Origin of the sequence: Pseudomonas sp. NFPP04 (genome assembly GCF_900113815.1) — a bacterium.
GTDB lineage: Bacteria > Pseudomonadota > Gammaproteobacteria > Pseudomonadales > Pseudomonadaceae > Aquipseudomonas > Aquipseudomonas extremorientalis.
This window is the reverse complement of record NZ_FOQS01000013.1, coordinates 128890-151818: the sequence shown is the minus strand read 5'-3', so window position 1 is coordinate 151818 and position 22929 is coordinate 128890. Positions and strand designations below refer to the sequence as shown.

General features: G+C 59.2%; 17 protein-coding genes and 1 pseudogene. 13 read left to right on the top strand and 5 right to left on the bottom strand.

The window, feature by feature from the left end; genetic code table 11:
• The first annotated feature begins 105 nt into the window (after positions 1-105).
• From BM017_RS23895 to BM017_RS23850, 10 genes are all read left to right on the top strand, one after another.
• Entirely contained in the window at positions 106-6507 is a 6402-nt protein-coding gene (locus BM017_RS23895; protein WP_092249060.1) for a hypothetical protein, read from the top strand.
• A 293-nt stretch (positions 6508-6800) separates the two neighbouring features.
• Entirely contained in the window at positions 6801-8084 is a 1284-nt protein-coding gene (locus BM017_RS23890) for an ABC transporter substrate-binding protein (protein ID WP_371858640.1), read from the top strand.
• Positions 8085-8175: 91 nt separating this feature from the next.
• Entirely contained in the window at positions 8176-9066 is an 891-nt protein-coding gene (locus BM017_RS23885; RefSeq protein WP_071490600.1) for a carbohydrate ABC transporter permease, read from the top strand.
• Between the two features lie 10 nt (positions 9067-9076).
• The gene (locus tag BM017_RS23880; RefSeq protein ID WP_003173672.1) at positions 9077-9907 is read left to right on the top strand and encodes a carbohydrate ABC transporter permease; all 831 of its coding nucleotides are present in this window, start codon (positions 9077-9079) and stop codon (positions 9905-9907) included.
• 22 nt (positions 9908-9929) lie between these two features.
• The gene (locus BM017_RS23875; protein ID WP_092249058.1) at positions 9930-11033 is read left to right on the top strand and encodes an ABC transporter ATP-binding protein; all 1104 of its coding nucleotides are present in this window, start codon (positions 9930-9932) and stop codon (positions 11031-11033) included.
• 18 nt (positions 11034-11051) lie between these two features.
• Positions 11052-12533, top strand: coding sequence for a mannitol dehydrogenase family protein (locus BM017_RS23870; protein WP_092249056.1), 1482 nt, complete (start codon positions 11052-11054; stop codon positions 12531-12533).
• A 140-nt stretch (positions 12534-12673) separates the two neighbouring features.
• The gene (gene xylB / locus BM017_RS23865) at positions 12674-14155 is read left to right on the top strand and encodes a xylulokinase (protein WP_092249054.1); all 1482 of its coding nucleotides are present in this window, start codon (positions 12674-12676) and stop codon (positions 14153-14155) included.
• 12 nt (positions 14156-14167) lie between these two features.
• Positions 14168-15106, top strand: a complete 939-nt coding sequence (locus BM017_RS23860) for a carbohydrate kinase family protein (RefSeq protein WP_092249052.1) — start codon at positions 14168-14170, stop codon at positions 15104-15106.
• An 87-nt stretch (positions 15107-15193) separates the two neighbouring features.
• Entirely contained in the window at positions 15194-15463 is a 270-nt protein-coding gene (locus tag BM017_RS23855) for a DUF2790 domain-containing protein (RefSeq protein WP_092249050.1), read from the top strand.
• Positions 15464-15541: 78 nt separating this feature from the next.
• A complete protein-coding gene (locus BM017_RS23850) occupies positions 15542-15940 on the top strand; it encodes a hypothetical protein (protein WP_092249048.1) in 399 nt (132 codons plus the stop codon).
• Here the strand turns inward: BM017_RS23850 and BM017_RS23845 are convergent.
• Both BM017_RS23845 and ilvA read right to left on the bottom strand, forming a co-directional pair.
• Positions 15937-16206 (bottom strand): DUF1652 domain-containing protein, encoded by a 270-nt coding sequence (locus BM017_RS23845; RefSeq protein ID WP_071490607.1) that lies wholly within the window; start codon positions 16204-16206, stop codon positions 15937-15939. The genes BM017_RS23850 and BM017_RS23845 overlap by 4 nt on opposite strands.
• A 234-nt stretch (positions 16207-16440) precedes the next feature.
• Positions 16441-17463, bottom strand: coding sequence for a threonine ammonia-lyase, biosynthetic (ilvA, locus tag BM017_RS23840; RefSeq protein ID WP_092249046.1), 1023 nt, complete (start codon positions 17461-17463; stop codon positions 16441-16443).
• A gap of 273 nt (positions 17464-17736) precedes the next feature.
• Between ilvA and BM017_RS23835 the strand changes: the two genes are divergently transcribed.
• Both BM017_RS23835 and map read left to right on the top strand, forming a co-directional pair.
• The gene (locus tag BM017_RS23835) at positions 17737-17937 is read left to right on the top strand and encodes a ParD-like family protein (protein ID WP_003190946.1); all 201 of its coding nucleotides are present in this window, start codon (positions 17737-17739) and stop codon (positions 17935-17937) included.
• Positions 17937-18692: a type I methionyl aminopeptidase gene (map, locus tag BM017_RS23830; RefSeq protein ID WP_092249044.1), complete on the top strand. Its 756-nt coding sequence runs from the start codon at positions 17937-17939 to the stop codon at positions 18690-18692. Before BM017_RS23835 ends, map begins: the two co-directional genes overlap by 1 nt.
• A gap of 28 nt (positions 18693-18720) precedes the next feature.
• Here map and BM017_RS23825 read toward each other — a convergent pair whose 3' ends face one another.
• Positions 18721-19659: a magnesium transporter CorA family protein gene (locus tag BM017_RS23825; protein ID WP_092249042.1), complete on the bottom strand. Its 939-nt coding sequence runs from the start codon at positions 19657-19659 to the stop codon at positions 18721-18723.
• A gap of 7 nt (positions 19660-19666) precedes the next feature.
• Positions 19667-21253, bottom strand: coding sequence for a RimK family protein (locus BM017_RS23820; RefSeq protein ID WP_092249040.1), 1587 nt, complete (start codon positions 21251-21253; stop codon positions 19667-19669).
• Positions 21254-21347: 94 nt separating this feature from the next.
• On the opposite strand from BM017_RS23820, the pseudogene BM017_RS23815 reads away from it, so the two are divergent.
• A pseudogene (locus tag BM017_RS23815) lies at positions 21348-21791 on the top strand (GNAT family N-acetyltransferase); the annotation flags it as partial.
• Between the two features lie 43 nt (positions 21792-21834).
• On the opposite strand, the gene sfnG reads toward BM017_RS23815, so the two are convergent.
• Complete coding sequence (gene sfnG, locus BM017_RS23810) at positions 21835-22920, bottom strand: dimethylsulfone monooxygenase SfnG (RefSeq protein WP_071490612.1); 1086 nt, start codon at positions 22918-22920, stop codon at positions 21835-21837.
• Positions 22921-22929 lie beyond the last annotated feature (9 nt).

Genomic DNA, 22929 nt, shown 5'->3' with positions numbered 1-22929 from the left:
ATTCAAAAGGAACCTAACAGCGCTGGTTGCCACGTAAGAAAAGTGTCTTCCATTTTCCATTGCGCGGAATTTCCTGCCTATATCCGCTGCTGTTGAGGACTTCTTATGATCGGGCTTCCAGTCTCAAACCACCGCACAACCACTGCGCAGCGTGATAACCCGAAACCACCGGCTGGCCCGCTCCGCGTCTCGGTCACCTCCATCGTCATCGGACTTTTCGCTAACCCCATCGACCAACGCCAGACACCTTTCACCTCGCCGGTTGATCTGCCGGATCACACGCGTCAGCGCATTGAATCCTTGCTCAGATTCAGAGCGACAAAAGAACAATCAAGCCTGTTCGAGCAGATCAGGCAACACGTGATGAGTTCGCCTGATCCGCTGGCAGCTCCCGCAGTACGGGCAGAGGTCGAGAAACTTCTTGGTCAGCCAAGTGCGCTCGATCCGCAAAAAAACACCGACCAGTTGATTCAAGAAATCATTGATAGTCCCGTGCCCAGCGCGCCAAAAATTCGTCCTGTTTCTTCGCGCTTACGTCGAGATCTGCAGAACGCGCCCCCCAGCCAGGACACAGGCAACGCCTCGCTGCGCAAGTTCGCCGACACGTTGGTTGACAAGGCTGATGCGGAGTTGGCGATCAATACAGCCTACACCCTGATCAACGCGTTGCTTAACGATAAAGAGCTGGCTCTAAAAGGCACCCAATACACGGTTCACGTCGAGCCCGACTCCACTTTTGGCCTGGCCCTTGCCGAGCTGGATGATGCGCTTCGCTCGGAACCCTTCAAATCGTTTGCCCAAACCCATGACATCGATATTGAATCGTTGGTGATCGACCCCGCCGGGCGCCTCCTCCTGCAGCAGGAGGACCACGACATTGATATCAGCCAGTACGGCAAAGACAGTTTTTCAAAGGCAACATCGGCGGTTTTCAAAGCGGTCACAAAAGTGGCGGGCTCCAGTCGTGAACCTTTCAGATTTTTCGGGCGAGACCGGGCGTTTCCTGAGCTGATTACCAACTTCTATGGCATGCCACTGCCCCATGATTACTCCCGAAACTACAATGAGGATACGTTATTCAACATTGGGCAGTTGATTCGTGAGGGAACATTTCCTTCGCTACGTCATTCCGACCCGCTTTACGAGCAACAGTATGCCCCCGTCAAGCAACGTCAACAGCAAGCCAAGCAACAAATCGTCGATCTGCCAGCGGAGCAACTGGATCAACGCCTCGCTCGCTATGCGCCGTTGACCGCAGCCCAAAGGGTTCAGGAGGCCGACGAGGCGCTGGCATGGCAGTGCAGCGAGACGCTTCTGAAACAATTGCCAGCGCTGAATGGTGGAAATGACAATACGCCACCTATGCTCAATGAAGTGCCCGAGTACTCAACCTTCAACCAAGTTCGCCAGCAGCTTCTGAATGCGTTCACAAGCACCACTTTTACCGACTTTGCGCAGAAACAAGGCCTTGATCCCAAGACGGCCCGCATCAACCCCGACACAGGCACCCTGACCGCCAACGTGAAAGGCGTGGAAATCACGTTCACCCTGAACGATGTGTCAGAAAAGTCAGAAGAGTGGAGTAATGTCTGGCTCAAGATAAAGCAGGCGGTGCAGCAGATGGCCGCAGGCTCTCATGCCAATGTGCACTACCCTGCTCCGCCCACCGCAACACTGAACGAGGTGATGCGTTTCTACAATGAGCAAATGCCCCCTCAGCCAGACACCCGACAACCCGACTGGAAAGAACACCAACTGAACACCTTGCTAAATCGTGGCTTAGCATTGGTTCAAAATCAAACCTTCAGCGCACTGGTCGACACCTCGTTGAACGATCCCCAGTCTGTCGCCGTACGGCAAAACCAGCAGGCCGTGACGCAAATGCTGGCCTCTACGCCGCTCTCCCCCTCGCCACTTGAAAAACTGGCCGCCGCCATCAAAGCCAGCCGGGCGGCGCTTGTGGAAGCTGAGGACACCCCCGAAGACCTTTTGGCGCGCGCCGAAGGTGAGCTTGCCACCACTGTTCATCGTGCAATGCTTGAACTGAAACTCGCCCCCGAACAAGCCGCATCGAAAATCATCCAACTGATACCGCCCAACAGCCTGTTCGGTCAATGGCGGGCCTACCTGCACAAAGCCCTCAATAGCCAGGGTTTCAAGGCGTGGGCGCATGAGCAGAAGGTTGACCTGGCTTCCTTGCGTTATGACCCCACGGACAACGCGCTGGTTAGCAAGGTTGGGGCGCAAGAACAGCGTTTCACTGCCACCGCGTTCGCGCAAAAGTACCCCAATTACTTTGACGCGCTGGCGCCCGTGCTAACCGCAGCGCAGGCATTCGCGAATCAAACACAACCCATTGCACTGCTTCACGCCGAATCCAACGGTGCTCCCTACCAATGGGTGGCCAACTTTTATAGCCTCAGCGACACCCCCGGCAGCACGAGATTTGACCAACAGGCTGCCTTGATGGGCCGCACCCAACAATTTCCCAATCCACCTGATAACCCAGAAAACATAGTGGGCTGGCTGGCCCGGCAAAACACCGCAGTGGGTGACAGCAACGACCGTTACAGACTGATCCAAGCCTTGGAAAACTGGACACCGGACAGCGGCTCCAGGCGCCTTGTGGTCGATCCAGACTCTTCCCATCAACCCAAGGGCGTGACAACGGTTGCCGAATTTATCTCGCACAACAACTGGTACCCAGTGTCATCAAAAGCAGACAACGACAATTTGCTGAAGGCCTTGCAGACGCGGGCTCCCCACTCTCCTCCGCTGGGCAATCGCTGGGGGTTCCTGTCGACGCCACTGCCGCTGAATGCCGCGCAACGCGATGAGCTGGTCGAAGAGGCGAAAAAAAGGATCGGCACCAATAACACGCTCCTCAATTACCTCAGCAGTAGGGTTACCAACCTCAGTACCGATCCTGAACAGGCACTGGAGCAACTGCTTACCTGCAGTGATGCGCTTGAACTCGCCACCGATCTGCAAACCCGCATTAAGGTGGCTGTAACCTCAACCAGCTTGAGGAAGTTGCTTTTGACGTACCTGATACTGGAAGTTGATCCAACGGCCGGCACTCAACACAAGACCATTGCCGGAGCCGATTTGACCGACAACGATAACGTTGGCCGCAGCACTCACCTCAGGCGCGAACGCTTCACGCAACACCTGATTGAGAACAAAGGCATCCCTCGTCACCTTGCACCGGCAGTTGCGCACTTGCTTCTACAAGGGGCGGCACCGCAATTACTGGTGAAGGATGTACCGAAACAAGTAACGCTCGGCTCGCCGGAGGATGTCGAGTTTACGACTGCGGTCAACCGGATCGAATGGACAGCGCCTGGCGCGACCGCAAACATGACGTACCCGGAAATCATGAGTCTTCATAACATCCGGCCTATCTCAGCACTGGAAGCGCAGATATACAGCTACGCGCAAATGAATCCGTTATTGGATTGGGCGGCCATCCATAACAACGTTGATAAGAACAACTACACCCTGGAGCAATTGAAAGACAGCCAGCAGAAACTCCAGGCAGCCACCCAGGCCACCGCCGAAGCCGTCCAGTGGCTGAGAACAGTTGAAGCGCCCAATAGAAGGGACATGGCACTGAAAGTACTAAGAGAACAGTTCGGCAGCCATATCGACTATGAAAAACGCTTTATGATTGAAAACGAACTCGCTGGTTTGATCAGCGGGAGACACTATAGCCTGGCAGAAATCTATGAAGCAGGCAGGCTGGATGAAAGCTGGGGGCAGGAAGGCAATCATGTGGATTTCGACAGCCTGCGTAAAAAGGCCGGGGAACCTGGCTTTCCAGTGATCAACGATGAATTCGACAAGGCTATAAAGGCGGATTTCAATCTTCGCAGGCGGCATACCACGACACTGTTCGAGAACATGCTCAACAAGCTGCCTGTCGAAGAGCGCAAGAGCCTGCTTTATGGCGACGTAGAGTTTTTGAACGTTGAAGGCGCCGGCAGCGGCATGGTGATCACGTCGATCTACAACGGGGCCAGAAGAGATTTTGCGGTTTACCCGACGTGGGGCCAGATTGTAAGAATTGCCGACATTGATCCGGATACCCCCCTAGGCCAAAAAGTCAGCCTGGAAATCGATGCCGAGGCTTTCAAGACCGGCACTGAACCTAAATCGGGGGTTAAATCAGAAGTCGTTTTGAGAGCCACCGATCAACGCCTCCTGGATGACAATAACGAACCCTGGCCGTTACCGGTGTCCTTCCCTGCCCACCAGGAAAATGACGCGTTCTCCCCCCATTATGTGGCTGGAAGACTATCGAAATTGGCCAAAGTGATGGTCGACTCCACATACCTGTACAAATCCGACTTTGTCGACCTTCACCGTAATTGGTCCAGCAATACACTTGAAACGGCCACGCAACCCCGTGACTTCTTCAAGGCCATATGGCACTCCTTGCCCGGCACCAGCAGCTTGGAAGACCTTTATCACGGCCAATTCCTGAAAGCAGGCGTAGACCTTGGCATTGATGTCGCGATCCTTGTTGCCACAGAGGGCGCCAGCAATTTGTGGAGCTTGGCCAAATCTGCTGCATCTTGGGCGGCTGCCAAGGTATCCGCGGGGTTTATCGAGAAGTTTGGCGTTAAAGAGGTTGAAGCAATTGAGCTCAAGGACTTCACGGCTGCCACTACCACGCAATCAACCCGCTCTTTGAGCCGGCTTCAGGATGGCCAGCTAACTGAGCAGACAGCTGACATGGCCAATGGCAGCGTGTGGCTTTCCGGGGCTCAGGACCGGGCCAACATCACCGCCATACGCCAGGGCAATGAGTGGTATGCCTACGACGCAAAGACCATGGCCGCTTATGGTCCTGCGCTTGAGGGTTTTGTGTCTGACACATCCTCGGTCCTGAAACAAGAAACCTTTTCCGACGGCACCAAAGCCCTGGTCACCGAAAAGCCTTTGGCCGCAGATGCCTATACCGTCACGCGCACCCATGGCTTCGACTTGATCAACGAGGGCAAGGTTTACCGCTACGACTCTCGCCAACCAGGCTTGCTACGAGACCTGGAGTCAGCCGACCACTACACGCCGCTGGAAAGCTTTGAAGCCTGGTGCCCAGCCCCCAGTATCGGCGGCCGCGTCAAGCGCGGTGCCAACGACGTCTGTTTTACCAAGTTCATCGAGGAGGTATCCGGCGAATTGAAGCAGGAACTTCAGGCGCTTGAGCACGTGCGCCTGTTTCCCTCAGCGCCGAAGTTCCTGCGCAAGGGCCAGTTTGTGATTTTCGAACGCCGCCGCTGGAAAATGGTCGACGGCGAAAGGGGGCCAAAATTGCATCCGGTGCCTGGGACCAAGCCCATCGTCTACAAATCAAAAATCACCGGCACACTCAAAAATGAACCCGAATTCGGCTTTTTCAGCGCACAACACAGTGAGGGGCTGGAGCGAGAAACACGCGTGGTCAAGCTCAACCGCATCACTGATGCTGTCGACGATAAACGTGAACTGCGTGGGGTGATCGTTAACGACAAGGCACACGGCAGTACCGCCAAATACCTGGTGATCGAGGCGGATACCGCCGAGTTCTACTACGCACGATTGGAGGAGACACCCGGCAGCCAGCTGACGTTCAATAAATGCACGCGTAGGGAGCTGCCGATGGTGAGGGCTTACCGGAATAAATTCAGCATCCGTCAAGGTGCTGCCAACTTACCGTTTGATGCCAATTTCATTGCGCTGCCAAAATTGAAATTTGCCTTTGAAGATCTGGAGCGCACGGGCTACTTGAAAGAGGACATCGATGAGTTAAAAGCAATGTGCAAGAATCTGACGGATGAACAGCAACGCGAGGTTGTCTATCAGCTACAGCGGGCCAAAGCGATTGATAAAGCGGATATTGCCTTGCAACCCAACCAGGTTACCGCGCTGGACCATCCCGCCAACTTCACATCGTGGACCGCTGAACAGCAAAACAAATTCTACGCACAACAAGCGCAAGACAGCGTGAACCGTTCCATGAAAGCCACCGGCCTGGGGCCTGCTAACCAAATGCACTCAAAAGCGGACCTGGCCCGCACTGAGGCCGCAGATATGACGATTAACTGGTTGCGCAACACCGTACCGCCTGGGGCGTTGAACCATCCAAACCTGATTGTGAAGTCCGGGGCTGGAAACTGTGGGGAAATGGCTTTGCTATCCGAAAACATCATCGAAAAAAGCGGAGGAAAGGCCCAAACATGGTATGTGGAAGGAGGCGACCACGTATTCACAGTTGTCGGCGGACCGGCCTCGGGAGGTAAAGCCACCATTGATTTTTCACAATCCGAATGGAAAGACGCCTGGATCGTCGACCCCTGGGCCGAAATTTCATGCAGGGCATCCGAGTACACCGAGTCAGTGAAGAAGAAGATGGCCGAGTGGGACGCAAAAGGCCTGAAAATTCACACCCGTGGCCAATGGCGCAAGCCTGTGGACCCACAGTGGATCAAAGAGCTGACCACGCATGAAAAAAGAGCCTATTAAGTCGTAGCATCGTAACCTGCGAAGACCTGGCCCCACCGCGCTATTCAGGGCGCCAGGTTTTCGGATGCCCGCCGGCGTCAAGCCCCCACCTGAACTCAAGTGCAAAAAAGTATCAGTCCTAGTGCTCCCAAGGATTTGTCACATCGCCGTTTCAAGGCTGTAATCGACGCACACTCTTCCTGACTCCTTGTAGGAAGACACAACAACAATAACTGTCCTTCCGTAGCCCCCTGGGCATGGAAATGGAGTGCGCGATGAAGTTCACAGCAAAAGCACTGCTCGTCTCTACCTGCATGACCACCTGCATGACCCTCAGCGCCGTCAGCTTTGGCGCGCAGACCCTGACCATTGCCACCGTCAACAACAGCGACATGATCCGCATGCAAAAGCTCTCGAAAACCTTCGAGGCCGAGCATCCGGAGATCAAGCTGAACTGGGTGGTGCTCGAAGAAAACGTACTGCGCCAGCGCCTGACCACCGACATCGCCACCCAGGGTGGGCAGTTCGATGTATTGACCATCGGCATGTACGAAGCTGCACTGTGGGGCGCCAAGGGTTGGCTGGAGCCGATGAAGGATCTGCCGGCGTCCTACGACCTCGACGATGTCTTCCCTTCAGTACGTGACGGTTTGTCCGTCAAAGGCTCGCTGTACGCCCTGCCGTTCTACGCCGAAAGCTCGATCACCTATTACCGCACCGATCTGTTCAAGGACGCCGGGCTGACCATGCCCGAGCACCCGACCTGGACCCAGATCGGCGAATTCGCCAGCAAACTCACCGACAAGAGCAAAGAGCAATACGGCCTGTGCCTGCGCGGCAAAGCCGGTTGGGGCGAGAACATGGCGCTGATCACCACCCTGGCCAACGGCTACGGGGCGCGCTGGTTCGATGAGAAATGGCAGCCGGAATTCAACGGCCCTGAATGGAAGGACGCACTGAACTTCTACGTCGACAACATGAAGAAATCCGGCCCGCCGGGCGCTTCCAGCAACGGTTTCAACGAAAACCTGGCGCTGTTCAACAGCGGCAAGTGCGCGATCTGGGTGGATGCCAGCGTGGCCGGCTCGTTCGTCACCGACAAGACCCAGAGCAAAGTGGCTGACCATGTCGGCTTCACCTTTGCCCCTCATGAAAAGACCGACAAAGGTACGTCGTGGCTGTACTCCTGGAGCCTGGCGATCCCGACCAGTTCCAAGGCGAAGGACGCCGCCAAGGTGTTCACCAGCTGGGCCACCTCCAAGGAATATGGTGCCTTGGTCGCCAAGACCGACGGCGTCGCCAACGTACCGCCAGGCACGCGCAAGTCGACCTACAGCGACGAGTACATGAAAGCCGCACCGTTTGCCAAGGTGACGCTGGAATCGTTGAAAGTCGCGGACCCGACCAAACCGACGCTCAAGCCGGTGCCGTATATCGGTATCCAGTTGGTGACCATTCCTGAGTTCCAGGCGATTGGCACCCAGGTCGGCAAGTTCTTCTCGGGCGCGCTGACCGGTCAGCAGACAGTGGATCAAGCCTTGACCGCCGCGCAGACCACCACCGAGCGTGAGATGAAGCGGGCGGGTTACCCCAAATAACCCAGCCCCACCCACAGTCAAATGTGGGAGGGGGCAAGCCCCCACCCACATTGACCGCGCTCCGATTCGTATCTGACTGGTCTTGACCCTAATGAATACACCCGCCAAAAACCGCCTGGCCAACCCCGGCTGGTTCCTCGTCAGCCCCTCGGTGGCCTTGCTGCTGCTGTGGATGATCGTGCCGCTGGGCATGACCCTGTACTTTTCGCTGATCCGCTACAACCTGCTCTACCCCGGTGAAAACGAGTTCGTGGGGTTGGAAAATTTCGCTTACTTCGTGACCGACTCGGGCTTCCTGCCCGGAGCCACCAATACCCTGTTGCTGGTGGGCAGCGTGCTGCTGATCAGTGTGGTGTTCGGTGTGTTGATCAGTGCCCTGCTCGAAGCCAGTGAGTTTTTCGGTCGTGGCCTGGTGCGGGTGCTGCTGATCTCGCCGTTCTTCATCATGCCTACCGTCGGCGCGCTGATCTGGAAGAACCTGATTTTCCACCCGGTGTCGGGGATTCTCGCTGCCGTGTGGAAGCTGTTCGGTGCCGAGCCGGTGGACTGGCTGGCGCACTACCCGTTGCTGTCGATCATCATCATCGTGTCGTGGCAATGGCTGCCCTTTGCGATCCTGCTGCTGATGACCGCCATGCAGTCCCTCGACCAGGAACAAAAGGAAGCTGCGCGCCTGGACGGTGCCGGCGCCATCGCGATCTTCTGGCACCTGACCCTGCCCCACCTGGCCCGGCCGATTGCCGTGGTGGTGATGATCGAAACGATCTTCCTGCTCTCGGTGTTCGCCGAAATCTTCACCACCACCAACGGCGGCCCCGGTTACGCCTCGACCAACCTCGCGTACCTGATCTACAACCAGGCGCTGGTGCAGTTCGACGTGGGCATGGCCTCGGCCGGCGGCTTGATTGCCGTGGTCATCGCCAATATCGCGGCGATCATCCTGGTGCGGATGATCGGCAAAAACCTGACTGACAAGCCTTGAGGGCCGCGCCATGACGCTTCAACAATCCCGCCGCCTGCAAAGCCTGTTGCTCGGCACCCTGGCCTGGGCCATCGCGATCCTGATTTTCTTCCCGATCTTCTGGATGGTGCTGACCAGCTTCAAGACCGAGATCGATGCGTTCGCCACGCCGCCGCAGTTCATCTTCACGCCGACGCTGGAGAACTACCTGCACATCAACGAGCGCAGCAACTACTTCAGTTATGCGTGGAACTCGGTGCTGATCTCCTTCAGCGCCACCGCCCTGTGCCTGCTGATCTCGGTGCCGGCCGCCTACTCCATGGCGTTCTACGAAACCCAGCGCACCAAAGGCACGCTGCTGTGGATGCTGTCGACCAAGATGCTGCCGCCGGTGGGCGTGCTGATGCCGATCTACCTGCTGGCCAAGAGCTTCGGCCTGCTGGATACACGCATCGCGCTGATCATCATCTACACCCTGATCAACCTGCCGATCGTGGTCTGGATGGTTTACACCTACTTCAAGGATATCCCCAAGGACATCCTCGAAGCCGCCCGCCTGGATGGCGCCACCCTATGGCAGGAAATGGTCCGTGTACTGCTGCCGATTGCCAAGGGTGGCCTGGCGTCAACCGTGTTGCTGTCGCTGATCCTGTGCTGGAACGAGGCGTTCTGGTCGCTGAACCTGACCTCGTCCGCCGCCGCGCCGCTGACCGCGCTGATCGCCTCCTACTCCAGCCCCGAAGGGCTGTTCTGGGCCAAATTGTCCGCCGTGTCGACCCTGGCCTGCGCGCCGATCCTGATCTTTGGCTGGATCAGCCAGAAACAGCTGGTGCGCGGTCTGTCCTTCGGCGCCGTTAAATAATAATTCCTAGCGGAGGCCCCTCATGGCCAACCTGAAAATCAAGAATCTGCAAAAAGGCTTCGAAGGCTTTTCCATCATCAAGGGCATCGACCTGGAAGTGAACGACAAGGAATTCGTGGTGTTCGTCGGCCCCTCGGGCTGCGGTAAATCCACGCTGCTGCGCCTGATCGCCGGCCTGGAGGAAGTCAGCGAAGGCACCATCGAACTGGACGGGCGCGACATCACCGAAGTGACCCCGGCCAAGCGCGACCTGGCCATGGTGTTCCAGACCTATGCGCTGTACCCGCACATGAGCGTGCGCAAGAACATGTCGTTTGCCCTCGACCTGGCCGGTGTCGACAAGAAACTGGTGGAAAGCAAAGTCAGCGAAGCGGCGCGCATCCTGGAACTTGGGCCGTTGCTGGAGCGCAAGCCCAAGCAACTGTCTGGCGGCCAGCGCCAGCGTGTGGCCATTGGCCGGGCGATTGTGCGTAACCCGAAGATCTTCCTGTTCGACGAACCGCTGTCCAACCTCGACGCCGCCCTGCGCGTGCAGATGCGCCTGGAACTGGCGCGCCTGCATAAAGAACTGCAAGCGACCATGATCTATGTGACCCACGACCAGGTCGAAGCCATGACCCTGGCCGACAAAGTGGTGGTACTCAACAGTGGCCGTATCGAGCAGGTCGGCTCGCCGCTGGAGCTGTACCACCAGCCGGCCAACCTGTTCGTGGCGGGTTTCCTCGGCACGCCGAAGATGGGCTTCCTCAAAGGCAAGGTCACCCACGTCGAAGGCCAGGGCTGTGAAGTGCAACTGGATGCCGGCACCACCATCAGCCTGCCGTTGAGCAGCGCCACCCTGAGCGTCGGCAGCGCGGTGACCCTGGGCATTCGCCCGGAGCACCTGGAAATCGCCACGCCCGGCCAAACCACCCTGACCGTCACCGCCGACGTCGGCGAGCGCCTGGGCAGCGACACCTTCTGCCACGTGATCACCGCCAATGGCGAACCGCTGACCATGCGTATCCGTGGCGACATGGCCAGCCAGTACGGCGAGACGCTGCACCTGCACCTGGACCCGGCGCACTGCCATCTGTTCGACACCGATGGCGTGGCCGTGGCCCGCCCACTGCGCGCTGCCGCCTGATTTCGCGAGATTGAGCTGATGAAACTGAATAAACACAACCTCACCCAGCTGGCACCGCAAGTGAAGCTGCCCACCTATGCCATCGCCAGCACCACCCAGGGCATCGCCCATATCGGCGTCGGCGGTTTTCACCGTGCGCACCAGGCGTATTACACCGATGCGCTGATGAACACTGGCGAAGGGTTGGACTGGAGCATCTGCGGCGTCGGCCTGCGTGCCGAGGACCGCAAGGCCCGCGACGACCTGGCGGGCCAGGACTACCTGTTCACCCTGTACGAACTGGGCGACACCGACGACACCGAGGTGCGGGTGATCGGCTCGATCAGCGACATGCTGCTGGCCGAAGACGGCGCCCAGGCGCTGATCGACAAACTGGCCGACCCGGCCATTCGCATCGTCTCGCTGACCATCACCGAAGGCGGCTACTGCATCGACGACAGCAACGGCGAGTTCATGGCCCACCTGCCGCAGATCCAGCACGACCTGGCGCACCCGAGCGCACCGAAAACCGTGTTCGGCTTTATCTGCGCCGCGTTGACCCAGCGCCGCGCCGCCGGCACCCCGGCGTTTACCGTGATGTCCTGCGATAACCTGCCGCACAACGGCGCCGTGACCCGCAAGGCCCTGCTGGCGTTCGCGGCGCTGCACAATGCCGAGTTGCACGACTGGATCAAGGCCAATGTGAGCTTCCCGAATGCCATGGTCGACCGCATCACACCGATGACCAGCACCGCCCACCGCCTGCAATTGCATGACGAGCACGGTATCGACGACGCCTGGCCGGTGGTGTGCGAACCCTTTGTGCAGTGGGTGCTGGAAGACAAATTCGTCAACGGTCGCCCGGCCTGGGAAAAGGTCGGCGTGCAGTTTACCGATGACGTTACGCCCTATGAAGAGATGAAGATCGGCCTGCTCAACGGCAGCCACCTGGCGTTGACCTACCTGGGTTTTCTCAAGGGTTATCGGTTTGTGCACGAGACCATGAATGACCCGCTGTTCGTGGCCTACATGCGCGCCTATATGGACCTGGACGTCACGCCGAACCTGGCGCCGGTGCCGGGCATCGACCTGACGGAGTACAAGCAGACGTTGGTAGACCGCTTCTCCAACCAGGCGATTGCCGATCAACTGGAGCGCGTGTGTTCCGATGGCTCGTCGAAGTTTCCCAAGTTCACCGTGCCGACCATCAACCGGTTGATTGCCGATGGGCGCGAGACGGAGCGTGCGGCGCTGGTGGTGGCCGCTTGGGCGCTGTACCTCAAGGGCGTGGATGAGAACGGCGTCAGCTACAAGATCCCCGACCCCCGTGCCGAGTTCTGCCAAGGGCTGGTGAGTGAGGATGCATTGATCAGCAAGCGCCTGCTGGGGGTGGAGGAGATTTTTGGCACGGCTATTCCCAAGTCGGCTGAGTTTGTGGCAGCGTTCGAGCGGTGTTATGCAAGCTTGCGTGATAACGGCGTGACCAAAACACTGCAGCATCTCCTGAAGCAACGGACTTAAACATGTGGGAGGGGGCTTGCCCCCGATGAGGGAGTGTCAGTTGATGCATCCTTAGCTGACCCTGCGCTATCGGGGGCAAGCCCTCCTCCCACATTGGAATGCATTGCCAACTCGAACAATAAACTGCTGAGCACACCCTCATGACCCAGCAAAACCTGTTTCTCGGCATCGACTGCGGCACCCAAGGCACCAAGGCCATCGTCCTCGACGCCACCAGCGGCAAGGTACTCGGCCTCGGCGCTGCGGCGCACACCCTGATCAGCGGCGCCAACGGCCGCCGCGAACAGCACGCTCAGGAATGGCTGGACGCCTTCACCGAGGCCACCCACCGCGCCCTGCAACAGGCCGGTGTGGACGGCCAGGACATCCTCGGCATCGGCGTGTCCGGCCAGCAACACGGCCTGGTGCTGCTGGATGAACAAGGCCAGGTCCTGCGCCCGGCCAAGCTGTGGTGCGACACCGAAACCACACCTGAAAACGAGCGCCTGCTGGCCGATCTGGGCGGTGAGAACGGCTCCCTGGAACGCCTCGGCGTGGCGATTGCGCCGGGCTATACCGTATCGAAACTGCTGTGGACCCGCGAACAGCACCCGGAGCTGTTTGCGCGCATTGCGCATATCCTGCTGCCCCACGACTACCTCAACTACTGGCTCACCGGCCGTGCCGTCGCGGAATACGGCGATGCGTCGGGCACCGGCTACTTCAATGTGCGCAGCCGTGAATGGGATGTGGATCTGCTCAAGCACATCGATCCCAGCGGCCGCCTTGAAGCGGCGCTGCCGGCGTTGATCGATGCGAATCAAGGCGTCGGCACGATCCTGCCGGCCATCGCCGAACGCCTGGGCATCAACCCCAACGCCATCGTGTCCAGCGGCGGCGGCGATAACATGATGGGCGCCATTGGCACCGGTAATATCGCGACCGGCGTGATCACCATGAGCCTGGGTTCATCGGGCACCGTGTATGCATTTGCCGACCAACCCAACGTCAGCCCCCAGGCTTCGGTCGCGACGTTTTGCTCATCCAGCGGCGGCTGGTTGCCATTGATCTGCACCATGAACCTGACCAACGCCACCGGGGTCATGCGCGAGCTGTTCGACCTCGACCTGGCCGCGTTCAACACCCTGGTCGATCAGGCGCCCATCGGCGCCGACGGCCTGAGCATGCTGCCATTCCTCAACGGTGAGCGTGTACCCGCCCTGCCCCACGCCACCGGCAGCCTGCACGGCCTGACCATGACCAACCTGACCCGCGCGAACCTGTGCCGCGCCGTGGTCGAAGGCACCACCTTCGGCCTGCGCTACGGCCTAGACCTGCTGCGCGAGACCGGCCTGCAAAGCCAGAGCATCCGCCTGATCGGCGGCGGCTCGAAGAGCCCGGTGTGGCGGCAGATGGTGGCCGACATCATGAACACCGAGGTGGTCTGCACCGAACAAAGCGAAGCCGCGGCCCTGGGCGCAGCGATCCAGGCGGCGTGGTGCCAGTCCGGCGAAGCGCTGGCCAGCCTGTGCGACAAATGCGTAAGCGTCGACCCCGCCAGCCGGACCCTGCCGGTGGCGGCCAGCGTAGGCGCCTACCAGCAGGCTTACGAGCGCTATCAACAACTCGTGGCAACCCTTTAAGAGCGAACGACTATGTATCTGGTGTGTGGTGAAGCGCTGTTCGATTTCTTCAGCGAGGAAGATGCCAGCGGGCAGGCTTCCAAGGTCAACTACAAGGCGATTGCCGGCGGTTCGCCGTTCAACGTGGCGGTAGGCCTGCGCCGCCTGGGTATCGAGGCCGGGTTGTTCGGCGGCTTGTCCACCGACTTCCTTGGCCGCCGCTTATTGCAGGTGCTCAAGGATGAAGGCGTGAGCGAGCAGTTCCTGGTGGAGTTCGCCGCACCGACCACCCTGTCGATGGTCGCCGTGGGTGCCGATGGCTCACCGCAGTACAACTTCCGAGGCGAAGGCTGCGCCGACCGGCTGCTGGAAATCGCCCATCTGCCCAGCCTGAGCGATGATATTCGCGGCCTGCACGTCGGCTCGTTCTCCCTGGTGGTGCAACCGATTGGTGACACGCTGCTGAACCTGGTCAAGCGTGAAAGCGGCAAGCGCCTGATCAGCCTCGACCCCAACGTGCGCCTCAACCCGCAGCCGGACATCCAGCTGTGGCGCGACCGCGTGGCGGAGCTGGTCAAGCATGCCGACCTGATCAAGGTCAGCGACGAAGACCTGCACCTGCTCTACCCGGACCAGTCGCCGGAAAGCGTGCTGCAGGGCTGGCTGCAACACCGTTGCCAATTGGTGTTCCTCACCCGTGGCGGCGACGGTGCCAGTGTGTTCAGCCGCCAGCACGGCAACTGGTCGCAACCGGCAGTCAAGGTGGTGATGGCCGACACGGTGGGGGCCGGCGACACCTTCCAGGCGGCGTTGATTGCCTGGCTGACCGAGCAGCAGCTTGACTCGGTAGAGGGCCTGCAACAGCTCACGCGGGCACAGATCGACGTCATGCTGGGCTTTGCCATTCGCGCCGCGGCGATGACCTGCGGCAAGACCGGGCCGGACCTGCCCTATCGTCATCAGCTTGGATGAAGCTTTTGTCAGCCAGGCAAACTTTAATCGATGGTTAATCCCGCAAGCCGAGAGTGAAGTTGTACCCACTTGTTGCGGAGAACCACCATGAAACTGCGCACGTTGATGCTCGGTGCCACCCTTGCACTGGCGGCTGCGTCTGGCCTGGCCCAGGCCGACGATCAAACAGCCGCCGTCAAACCCGTGCCTTACCACTACGGCCTGCCGATGAATATCGACAAGGTGCTGGCCATGAACGAAACCCCGACCGATGAGTGCAAGGTCATCAAGGCGGATATCAAGTTCCTGGATAAAGCAGGCAAGGTGGAAGACGTGAGCTATCGGAAGATGTCCGAAGCCTGCGACTTCCAGAACTGAGGCGTTGAAACAATAGAGCCAGGCCCGCACTAATAGGCGTACGCTTGCGGGCTTGTCATAAGGCTGAAAGGATTCGCCATGCGCTTGAACTTCCGTACCCTCGCCACCTTCACCGCCCTGCTGTGCTTCGCCCTCGCACTGGTCTGGGGCCTGCGTCCCGACCTGCTGCTGTGGTTGTGGAGCGTGGAGTATTCCAACGCCACCGGGATGGTGTCGCGCCGCAACGCCGCGCTCTTCCTGGGCATCGGCATCATGTTCTACCGCGCCCGTCACGCGCCTCCTTCAGACACGCGCCGCGCCCTGACCACAGGGTTTATCACCGGGTGCCTGGTGCTGGCGCTATTGGGGTTTGGTGAGTGGATCAAGGGCAATGCGGGGCCAGGCATCCTGCTGGCGGTGGCAACAGAAACCGTATTGGGCCTGGCGTTTATCCAGGCCCACAGGTCTTCGGTCCCTCATACTCAAGCGTCAAGCTAATAGAAGCTGCGCCCTCCCGCGCGTTGCAGGGCGGGTGCATGGGTGTGCTTGAGGTCTTCGCGCAACCCGGCAATCAGGTTGCAAATCGCTCGACTGCTGTCGAGTTTGTCGGCGTTGATACCTTTGACTTCCAAATCCACCCGGTCACGGTCACGGTCGTCATAGATCTTGATCGTCAGCGAGGCATCTTCGGCTTTGGTGCATTCGCACCGTTTAGGCAGGAAACTTCCTTCAATGATGCTGCGAAGCTCTAGTTCCGAAAGCATGGTCAACCTCTCCTTTTCTGAGACTGCCAACAGATTGTCATGAACCTGGCAGGCGCGTGCCCGCCACGTCTTGCCGACCCTGGCAGACGCTTGTAACTCCCAAGCCTACTCGGCAAAAACGGCCCTCGTTGTAACCTTTCCTCATAAGCACTGTGCGTTCTTATAGAGGTTGAACAGTGTCGACGGAATCGTCGTCGAACCGCTGCGATTAATCGTTTAACCCTGGGCTTCAAGTTAAACGGCGCCCTGTGCAGCCACCCTTTCAGCAACATGTCGCAAACTATCGAAGTTGATGTTCGCCCCGGAGTTGATCGCCACCAGGGTCTGTCCGCGGAATTGATGACGGGCCACGTAGTGGCGGATGCCCGCTACCGCCAACGCACCGGAAGGCTCGGTGATGGACCGCGTGTCGTCGTAGATCAACTTGATGGCGCTGCACAGTTCGTCGTTGCTGACAGTGATGACTTCATCCACCCAGTCGCGGCAGATCTCAAAGCCATACGCGCCGACCTGCGCCACTGCCGTGCCGTCGGCAAACCCGTCGACGCTGGGTAGTATCACCCGTTCACCGGCCCGCAGTGCCGCCAACAGGCAGCTGGAACCTTCGGGCTCGACGCCAATGATGCGCACCTCGGGCCGCAGGTATTTGACGTAGGCGGCGACGCCGGCGATCAGGCCACCACCGCCCACCGGCACGAAGATCGCGTCCAGTGGCCCTTGCTGCTGGCGCAGGATCTCCATGGCGACGGTGCCTTGGCCGGCGATCACGTCCGGGTCATCGAAGGGCGAAACAAAGGTGCACCCGGAACACTCGGCCAACTGCAGCGCGTGGGCCAGGGCAAACGGGAAGCTTGCGCCGTGCAGCACCGCTTCGGCGCCGCGTGAACGCACGCCCAGCACCTTGAGTTCCGGGGTGCTGGCGGGCATTACAATGCGTGCCTCGATCCCCAGTTCCCGTGCCGCCAGGGCCACACCCTGGGCGTGGTTACCCGCCGACGCGGTCACCACGCCACGGGCTTTTTGCTCAGGCGTAAGCTGCACCAGCTTGTTGTAGGCGCCGCGAATCTTGAAAGAAAAGGTCGGTTGCAGGTCTTCGCGTTTGAGCAACACCTGGTTACCCAGCAGCGCCGACAGGGCCGGGGCCGCCTGCAACGGCGTGCGCACCGCCAGGTCGTATACCGGGGCGGCAAGAATCTTCTTCACGTAATGCTCAAGCAGTCCCGGGTCGGCGGTGTGAGGCGCGGTGCAGGTGCTCATGGGTGTCTCCTGGCTTTTTGTCAGAAACCCTGGAGACGGAAAAACAAAACCCGCCTCTAGGGCGGGTTTGGGTACAGCCGTGTGCTATCCCGCCAAATGAGGAATGGCGGTAATAATGCTTGGCTGGCTACGAAAGGCTTGAAATGTCATGTGACGAAACTAACCGGCGGCCTGCGGGCAAGTCAATGGTCAAGCGCCATTTGGCGGCCAGGGGTTTACTATCGATATACGAAACATATACGCTTTGTATATTGCTACCACACAGTGAACACCATGGGCATCGTCAAGATCACCGACCAACTGCACGAACAACTGCGCCTGGCCAGCGCCGCGATGGACCGCTCCATCAACGCCCAGGCCGAATTCTGGATCAAGATCGGGCTGCTTGCCGAACTCAATCCTCACCTGCCCTATAACGAGCTGATCAACAAACTGTTGTTGGACAAGCCCGACCTGATCCGGGGGCGCAGTTGATGATCAAGACTGCCGCACAACTGGCGGTGATGCGTGAATCCGGCCGCCTGCTGGCCCAGGTGTTCAGCATGCTCGATGGGTACGTCGCGGCCGGCCGCTCCACCCTGGAGCTGGACGCCGCCGTCGAAGCCTTCATCCGCAATGACCTCAAGGCCCGCCCGGCGAGCCTGGGTCAGTACGACTACCCCTTCTGCATCAACACCTCGATCAATGAGGTGGTGTGCCATGGCATGCCCAGCGCCAAGGAGATCCTCAAGGACGGCGACATCATCAACATCGACATCACCCTGGAAAAAGGCGGCTACATCGCCGACTCCAGCAAGATGTACATGATCGGTACCGTCGCACCCAAGGCCCGGCGCCTGGTGGAACAGACTTTTGAAGCCATGTGGGCCGGCATCCGCCAGGTCAAGCCCGGCGCACGCCTGGGGGATATCGGCCACGCGATCCAGAGCCACGCGCAGGCCAACGGCTACAGCGTGGTGCGTGAGTATTGCGGCCACGGGATTGGGCGCGAGATGCACGAAGAACCGCAGGTCCTGCACTTTGGCCGTCCCGGCACCGGGTTGGAACTGCGTGAAGGCATGGTGTTTACCGTGGAGCCGATGCTCAACCAGGGCAGCTCGAAAGTACGCAGCCTCAAGGATGGCTGGACGGTGGTCACCAAGGACAACAGCCTGTCGGCGCAGTGGGAACATACCGTGGCGGTGACGGCGGATGGGTTCGAGGTCTTGACCTTGCAACCCGGCGCCTGAACGACACACACCCTGTAGGAGCCGGTGTTCATACCACATTGGCGCCGCCCGCTATCCGCTTCAGCCCCAACACCATCAACCCCGCCCCAAGCCCCATCACCAGCAGGAACAACGGATACGACACCCACCACGGCGTCCCCGCCGTCATCATGCTGAACTCCGACATGCCACCAATGCTCGCAATCAGGTTCAGCGGCAGGAACACCACGTTGATCAGCGTGAGCTTGCGCAACAGGTTGTTCATGCTGTTGTTCATCAGGTTGCCACGCGCATCGATCAGGCCGGAGAACACGTTGGAATAGATCTCCGCCTGCTTGTAGCACTGGTGGTTCTCGATGATCAGGTCATCGATCAGCCCGATGATCTCGGCGCTGAAATGTTCCTTTTCCGCGTGGTTGCGCAACCGCGACAACACCGCCCCGTTGCTGTGCAACGCGTTGATGTAATAGATCAGGCTCTCGCTGAGGTTGAACATCTGCATCAGGTGGTGGTTGCTCATGGACGCATTGAACTGCTGCTGCAACTCGCGGGCGACCAGCTTGATCACCTTCAGGTGGCCGAGGTAATGGTGGATGTTGTTGAGCAACAGATCGAGCAGCACATCCAGCGGCGTGTGCAGCGGACGGCGCTTGCCCAGGCCGTTGAGCGGGGTTTCGTCGGTGGCGATCACCAGCAGGCGGCTGGGGGAAAACAGCAGGCCGCAGGACGACACTTCGAACACCAGGTTGCCGCCGCCGGAGTAGTTCTCCGGCCGCTTCCAGATCAGGAACAGATTGTCGGGGTGAAATTCGATACGCGAGACTTCGTCCGGGTCCAGGGCCGAGGCCAGGGCGTGTTCGTCCAGCTTGTGGTGGTCGCGCAGCCACTCACGTTCGGCCAGGTCAGGGTTGTTAAACAACATGACCGGGGCTGCGTCACTCTCCCCGCCCTGCAGCTTGCCATCGGTCAGGTCGAAACGCTGGATCATCGCCGGGTCACCAGACCTGGCCCTGGCGCTTCAACTCCAGGCGCCGCACGAATTCCTCCAGCACCAGGCCATACAAGTCGTCCTGCAAGTACGCATCCTCGATGCCCGCATCCAGGTTGGGGTTGTCGTTGACCTCGATCACCACCACCTTGTCACCGGACTGCTTGAGGTCGACGCCGTAGAGGCCATCGCCGATCAGGTTGGCGGTCTTCACCGCCAGCTCCACCACTGCCCTGGGCGCTTCATGGACCGCCAGGGTGCGGCATTCACCGTTGATGTCCTGGCCGATGGCCTTGTGGTTGTAGATCTGCCAATGGCCCTTGGACATGAAGTACTGGCAGGCAAAGATCGGCTTGCGGTTGAGCACGCCGATGCGCCAGTCGTACTCGGTGTAGAAGAATTCCTGGGCCAGCAACAGCACCGAATGCTCGAACAACTCGGCGGTCGCCTTGAGCAAAGCCTCCTGGCTTTCAACCTTGATCACGCCTCGGGAAAAGCATCCGTCAGGGATCTTCAGCACCAGCGGGAAGCCCAGGCGCTCGCCGACCCGTTCGAAGTCTTCCGGTCGTTCCTTGTACAGAATCTCGGTGGCGGGCATGCCCAGTTGGTGGCTGTTGAGCAAGTCGGTGAGGTAGACCTTGTTGGTACAGCGCAGGATCGACGCCGGATCGTCCATCACCACCAGGCCTTCGCTTTCGGCTTTCTTGGCAAAACGGTAGGTGTGGTTGTCGACACTGGTGGTTTCGCGGATCAGCAAGGCGTCGTACTCGGCCAGGCGCGAATAGTCCTTGCGCTCGATCAACTCCACATCGATGCCCAGGCCCTTGCCCACGCGGATGAAATTATCCAATGCCTTGGCGTTGGACGGCGGCAACTGTTCCTGGGGATCGTGCAGGATGGCCAGGTCATAACGGGCCAGGCGACGTGAGCGCGGCTGGCGCCAGATCTTGCGGCTGAAGTTGTCCAGCGCATGGGCGAATTGATCTTCCTGGTCATCGCGCAACTTGTGCAATACACCGGACTTGATCCCTTCGATATGCCAGCCGTTATTCCTTTTGAAATCAACTAACAGGATGGGACACGGGAACGCTTCAAATAACTGACGGGCCAGGTCCTGCAACGGTTCTATATTGGTCCGACCGAAGTAAAGTGTCAGGGTAAAGCCTTCGGTATTGCTGTAAAGATGATGACTCAAGGCTTTATCGAGGGTTTTATCCAGGTCGTCCAGGGCCAGCCCGTACAGCGACTTCTTCGTCAGTTCGCTGATGGTGCGCACCGACGGAATCACCTTGTGCCCGCGGGCTTCGGCCAGCAGCGAGCAGTAATAACCGTGCCCCAGGTACTTATAGCCGCGGCACAGGTTGATCACCTGCACACGCTTGCCTGTCTCGGTTTCCCGGGTCTGTTCCAGGTACTCCTGGGCGGTGACGATATCTTCGCTGGGGAAGTAGGAGGCCCAATCTTCCTTGCGCTCGACAATGATCACGACTTGACGGGTTCCTTTGATAGGGGCGAGAAAATAACCCTTGTCAGTTATTGTCGTCGCGACTGTTTGCTCCGATACTTCACGCCAATGACCTTGTACCGCCGACATAATAGTTGATCCGCTTTAGAGAACTCGACCTTTTCTATTAAGCACGATCATTTAGAGAAGTCCCGTTTCGTTACGCAACTTTTACGGCGGTCATATGGCTCTTTGCTTTCGCGTTGCAACCTCCAACGATGTGTCTGAACTGGTGGCACTGGAACAGCGCTGTTTCAGCAGCGACCGGCTGTCATCGCGCAGTTTCCAGTGGATGGTCAGCCGCGCCCACGGCCAGTTGCTGGTGGCGGAAAATGACCGGCAGTTACTCGGCTATGCGCTGGTGTTGTTTCGTCGGGGCGCCTCCTCGGCGCGCCTGTATTCGATTGCCATTGCCGAGCATGCACGCGGCATTGGCTTGGGCAAGCAGTTGCTGAACGGCGTGGAAGCTATCGCCGTGGCACAGGGCTACACCTGCATACGTCTGGAAGTACGCACCGACAACCCCGGCGCCCTCAACCTCTATGAGCGCAACGGTTATCGGCGCTTTGCCCTGATCAACGATTACTACGAAGACCACACGCCCGCCCTGCGCCTGGAAAAACACCTGTAGCAAGCCCGCTCACTACTTGCACGGATCAAGCTCGCACGGATCAAGCCACCTGTTTGATTGCCGCCTTGGCTTCAAGCTCTCGCACCAGCGGCAACACGCGCTTGCCGAAGTATTCGACTTCTTCCTGGAAGTGCAGGAACCCGGCGAGTACCAGGTCCACCCCCACCGCCTTGAGCGCAACGATGCGCTCGGCGATCTGCTGCGGCGTGCCGATCAGGTTGGTCTTGAAGCCATCGTTGTACTGCACCAGGTCCTCGAAGCTGGATTTGGCCCAGTTGCCCTCTCCCTCCGGCGACGCCTTGCCGGCCTGTTTCGCCGCATCGCCGAAGGCATTCACCGCTTCCGGGTCGGCCTTGTCGATGATCTCCGCCAGCACGGCGCGCGCTTCTTCCTCGGTGTCGCGGGCGATCACAAAGGCGTTGACGCCGACTTTGACCGAGTGGTTATTGGCTGCTGCCTTGGCACGGATGTCGTCGACCTGGGCCTTGATACCTTCCGGGGTGTTGCCGTTGGTGAAGTACCAGTCCGACACCCGCGCCGCCATGTCCCGTGCCGCCCGCGAGCTGCCGCCCTGGAACACTTCCGGCTGGCCCAGTGGCTTGGGCTTGAGGGTGTAATTGTTGAACCGGTAGAAGTCGCCCTTGAAGGTGAAGTCATCCTGGGTCCAGATGCCTTTGAGGGCGCGGATGAACTCTTCGGAGCGGCGATAACGTTCGTCATGCTCCAGCCAGTGTTCGCCAATGGCCTGGAACTCACCCTTGAACCAACCGCTGACGATATTCACCGCGATACGGCCATTGGTGAGTTGGTCGATGGTTGCCAATTGCTTGGCCGCCAGCGCCGGCTGCCACGGGCCGGGCAGGATCGCGGCGATCACCTTGAGCTTGGTGGTTGCAGCCAGCAACGCATGGCTGAATGCCACGGACTCATGCTGGTTCTCGGCGCCGTAGCCGGCGGTGAAACGGATCTGGGTCAGGCCGTACTCGAAGCCGGCAGCCTCAGCCAATTGCGCCAGCTTGCGGTTGTAATCGATGCCCCAGTGGGTGCGTTGCTCGATTTTGCTGACCACCAGCCCACCGCTGACGTTGGGCACCCAGTAGGCAAATTTCACGGCGTGTTGAGTCATCGGACGGTA

What these genes read in the sequence shown, in the direction of transcription:
- ilvA (WP_092249046.1), bottom strand. Translation starts at nt 17,463, where the DNA reads ATGAGCACCTGCACCGCGCCTCACACCGCCGACCCGGGACTGCTTGAG.
- BM017_RS23850 (WP_092249048.1), top strand. Translation starts at nt 15,542, where the DNA reads ATGCGCTTGAACTTCCGTACCCTCGCCACCTTCACCGCCCTGCTGTGC.
- BM017_RS23845 (WP_071490607.1), bottom strand. Translation starts at nt 16,206, where the DNA reads ATGCTTTCGGAACTAGAGCTTCGCAGCATCATTGAAGGAAGTTTCCTG.
- BM017_RS23860 (WP_092249052.1), top strand. Translation starts at nt 14,168, where the DNA reads ATGTATCTGGTGTGTGGTGAAGCGCTGTTCGATTTCTTCAGCGAGGAA.
- BM017_RS23880 (WP_003173672.1), top strand. Translation starts at nt 9,077, where the DNA reads ATGACGCTTCAACAATCCCGCCGCCTGCAAAGCCTGTTGCTCGGCACC.
- BM017_RS23895 (WP_092249060.1), top strand. Translation starts at nt 106, where the DNA reads ATGATCGGGCTTCCAGTCTCAAACCACCGCACAACCACTGCGCAGCGT.
- BM017_RS23870 (WP_092249056.1), top strand. Translation starts at nt 11,052, where the DNA reads ATGAAACTGAATAAACACAACCTCACCCAGCTGGCACCGCAAGTGAAG.
- BM017_RS23890 (WP_371858640.1), top strand. Translation starts at nt 6,801, where the DNA reads ATGACCACCTGCATGACCCTCAGCGCCGTCAGCTTTGGCGCGCAGACC.
- map (WP_092249044.1), top strand. Translation starts at nt 17,937, where the DNA reads ATGATCAAGACTGCCGCACAACTGGCGGTGATGCGTGAATCCGGCCGC.
- BM017_RS23820 (WP_092249040.1), bottom strand. Translation starts at nt 21,253, where the DNA reads ATGTCGGCGGTACAAGGTCATTGGCGTGAAGTATCGGAGCAAACAGTC.
- sfnG (WP_071490612.1), bottom strand. Translation starts at nt 22,920, where the DNA reads ATGACTCAACACGCCGTGAAATTTGCCTACTGGGTGCCCAACGTCAGC.
- BM017_RS23885 (WP_071490600.1), top strand. Translation starts at nt 8,176, where the DNA reads ATGAATACACCCGCCAAAAACCGCCTGGCCAACCCCGGCTGGTTCCTC.
- BM017_RS23875 (WP_092249058.1), top strand. Translation starts at nt 9,930, where the DNA reads ATGGCCAACCTGAAAATCAAGAATCTGCAAAAAGGCTTCGAAGGCTTT.
- BM017_RS23855 (WP_092249050.1), top strand. Translation starts at nt 15,194, where the DNA reads ATGAAACTGCGCACGTTGATGCTCGGTGCCACCCTTGCACTGGCGGCT.
- BM017_RS23835 (WP_003190946.1), top strand. Translation starts at nt 17,737, where the DNA reads ATGGGCATCGTCAAGATCACCGACCAACTGCACGAACAACTGCGCCTG.
- xylB (WP_092249054.1), top strand. Translation starts at nt 12,674, where the DNA reads ATGACCCAGCAAAACCTGTTTCTCGGCATCGACTGCGGCACCCAAGGC.
- BM017_RS23825 (WP_092249042.1), bottom strand. Translation starts at nt 19,659, where the DNA reads ATGATCCAGCGTTTCGACCTGACCGATGGCAAGCTGCAGGGCGGGGAG.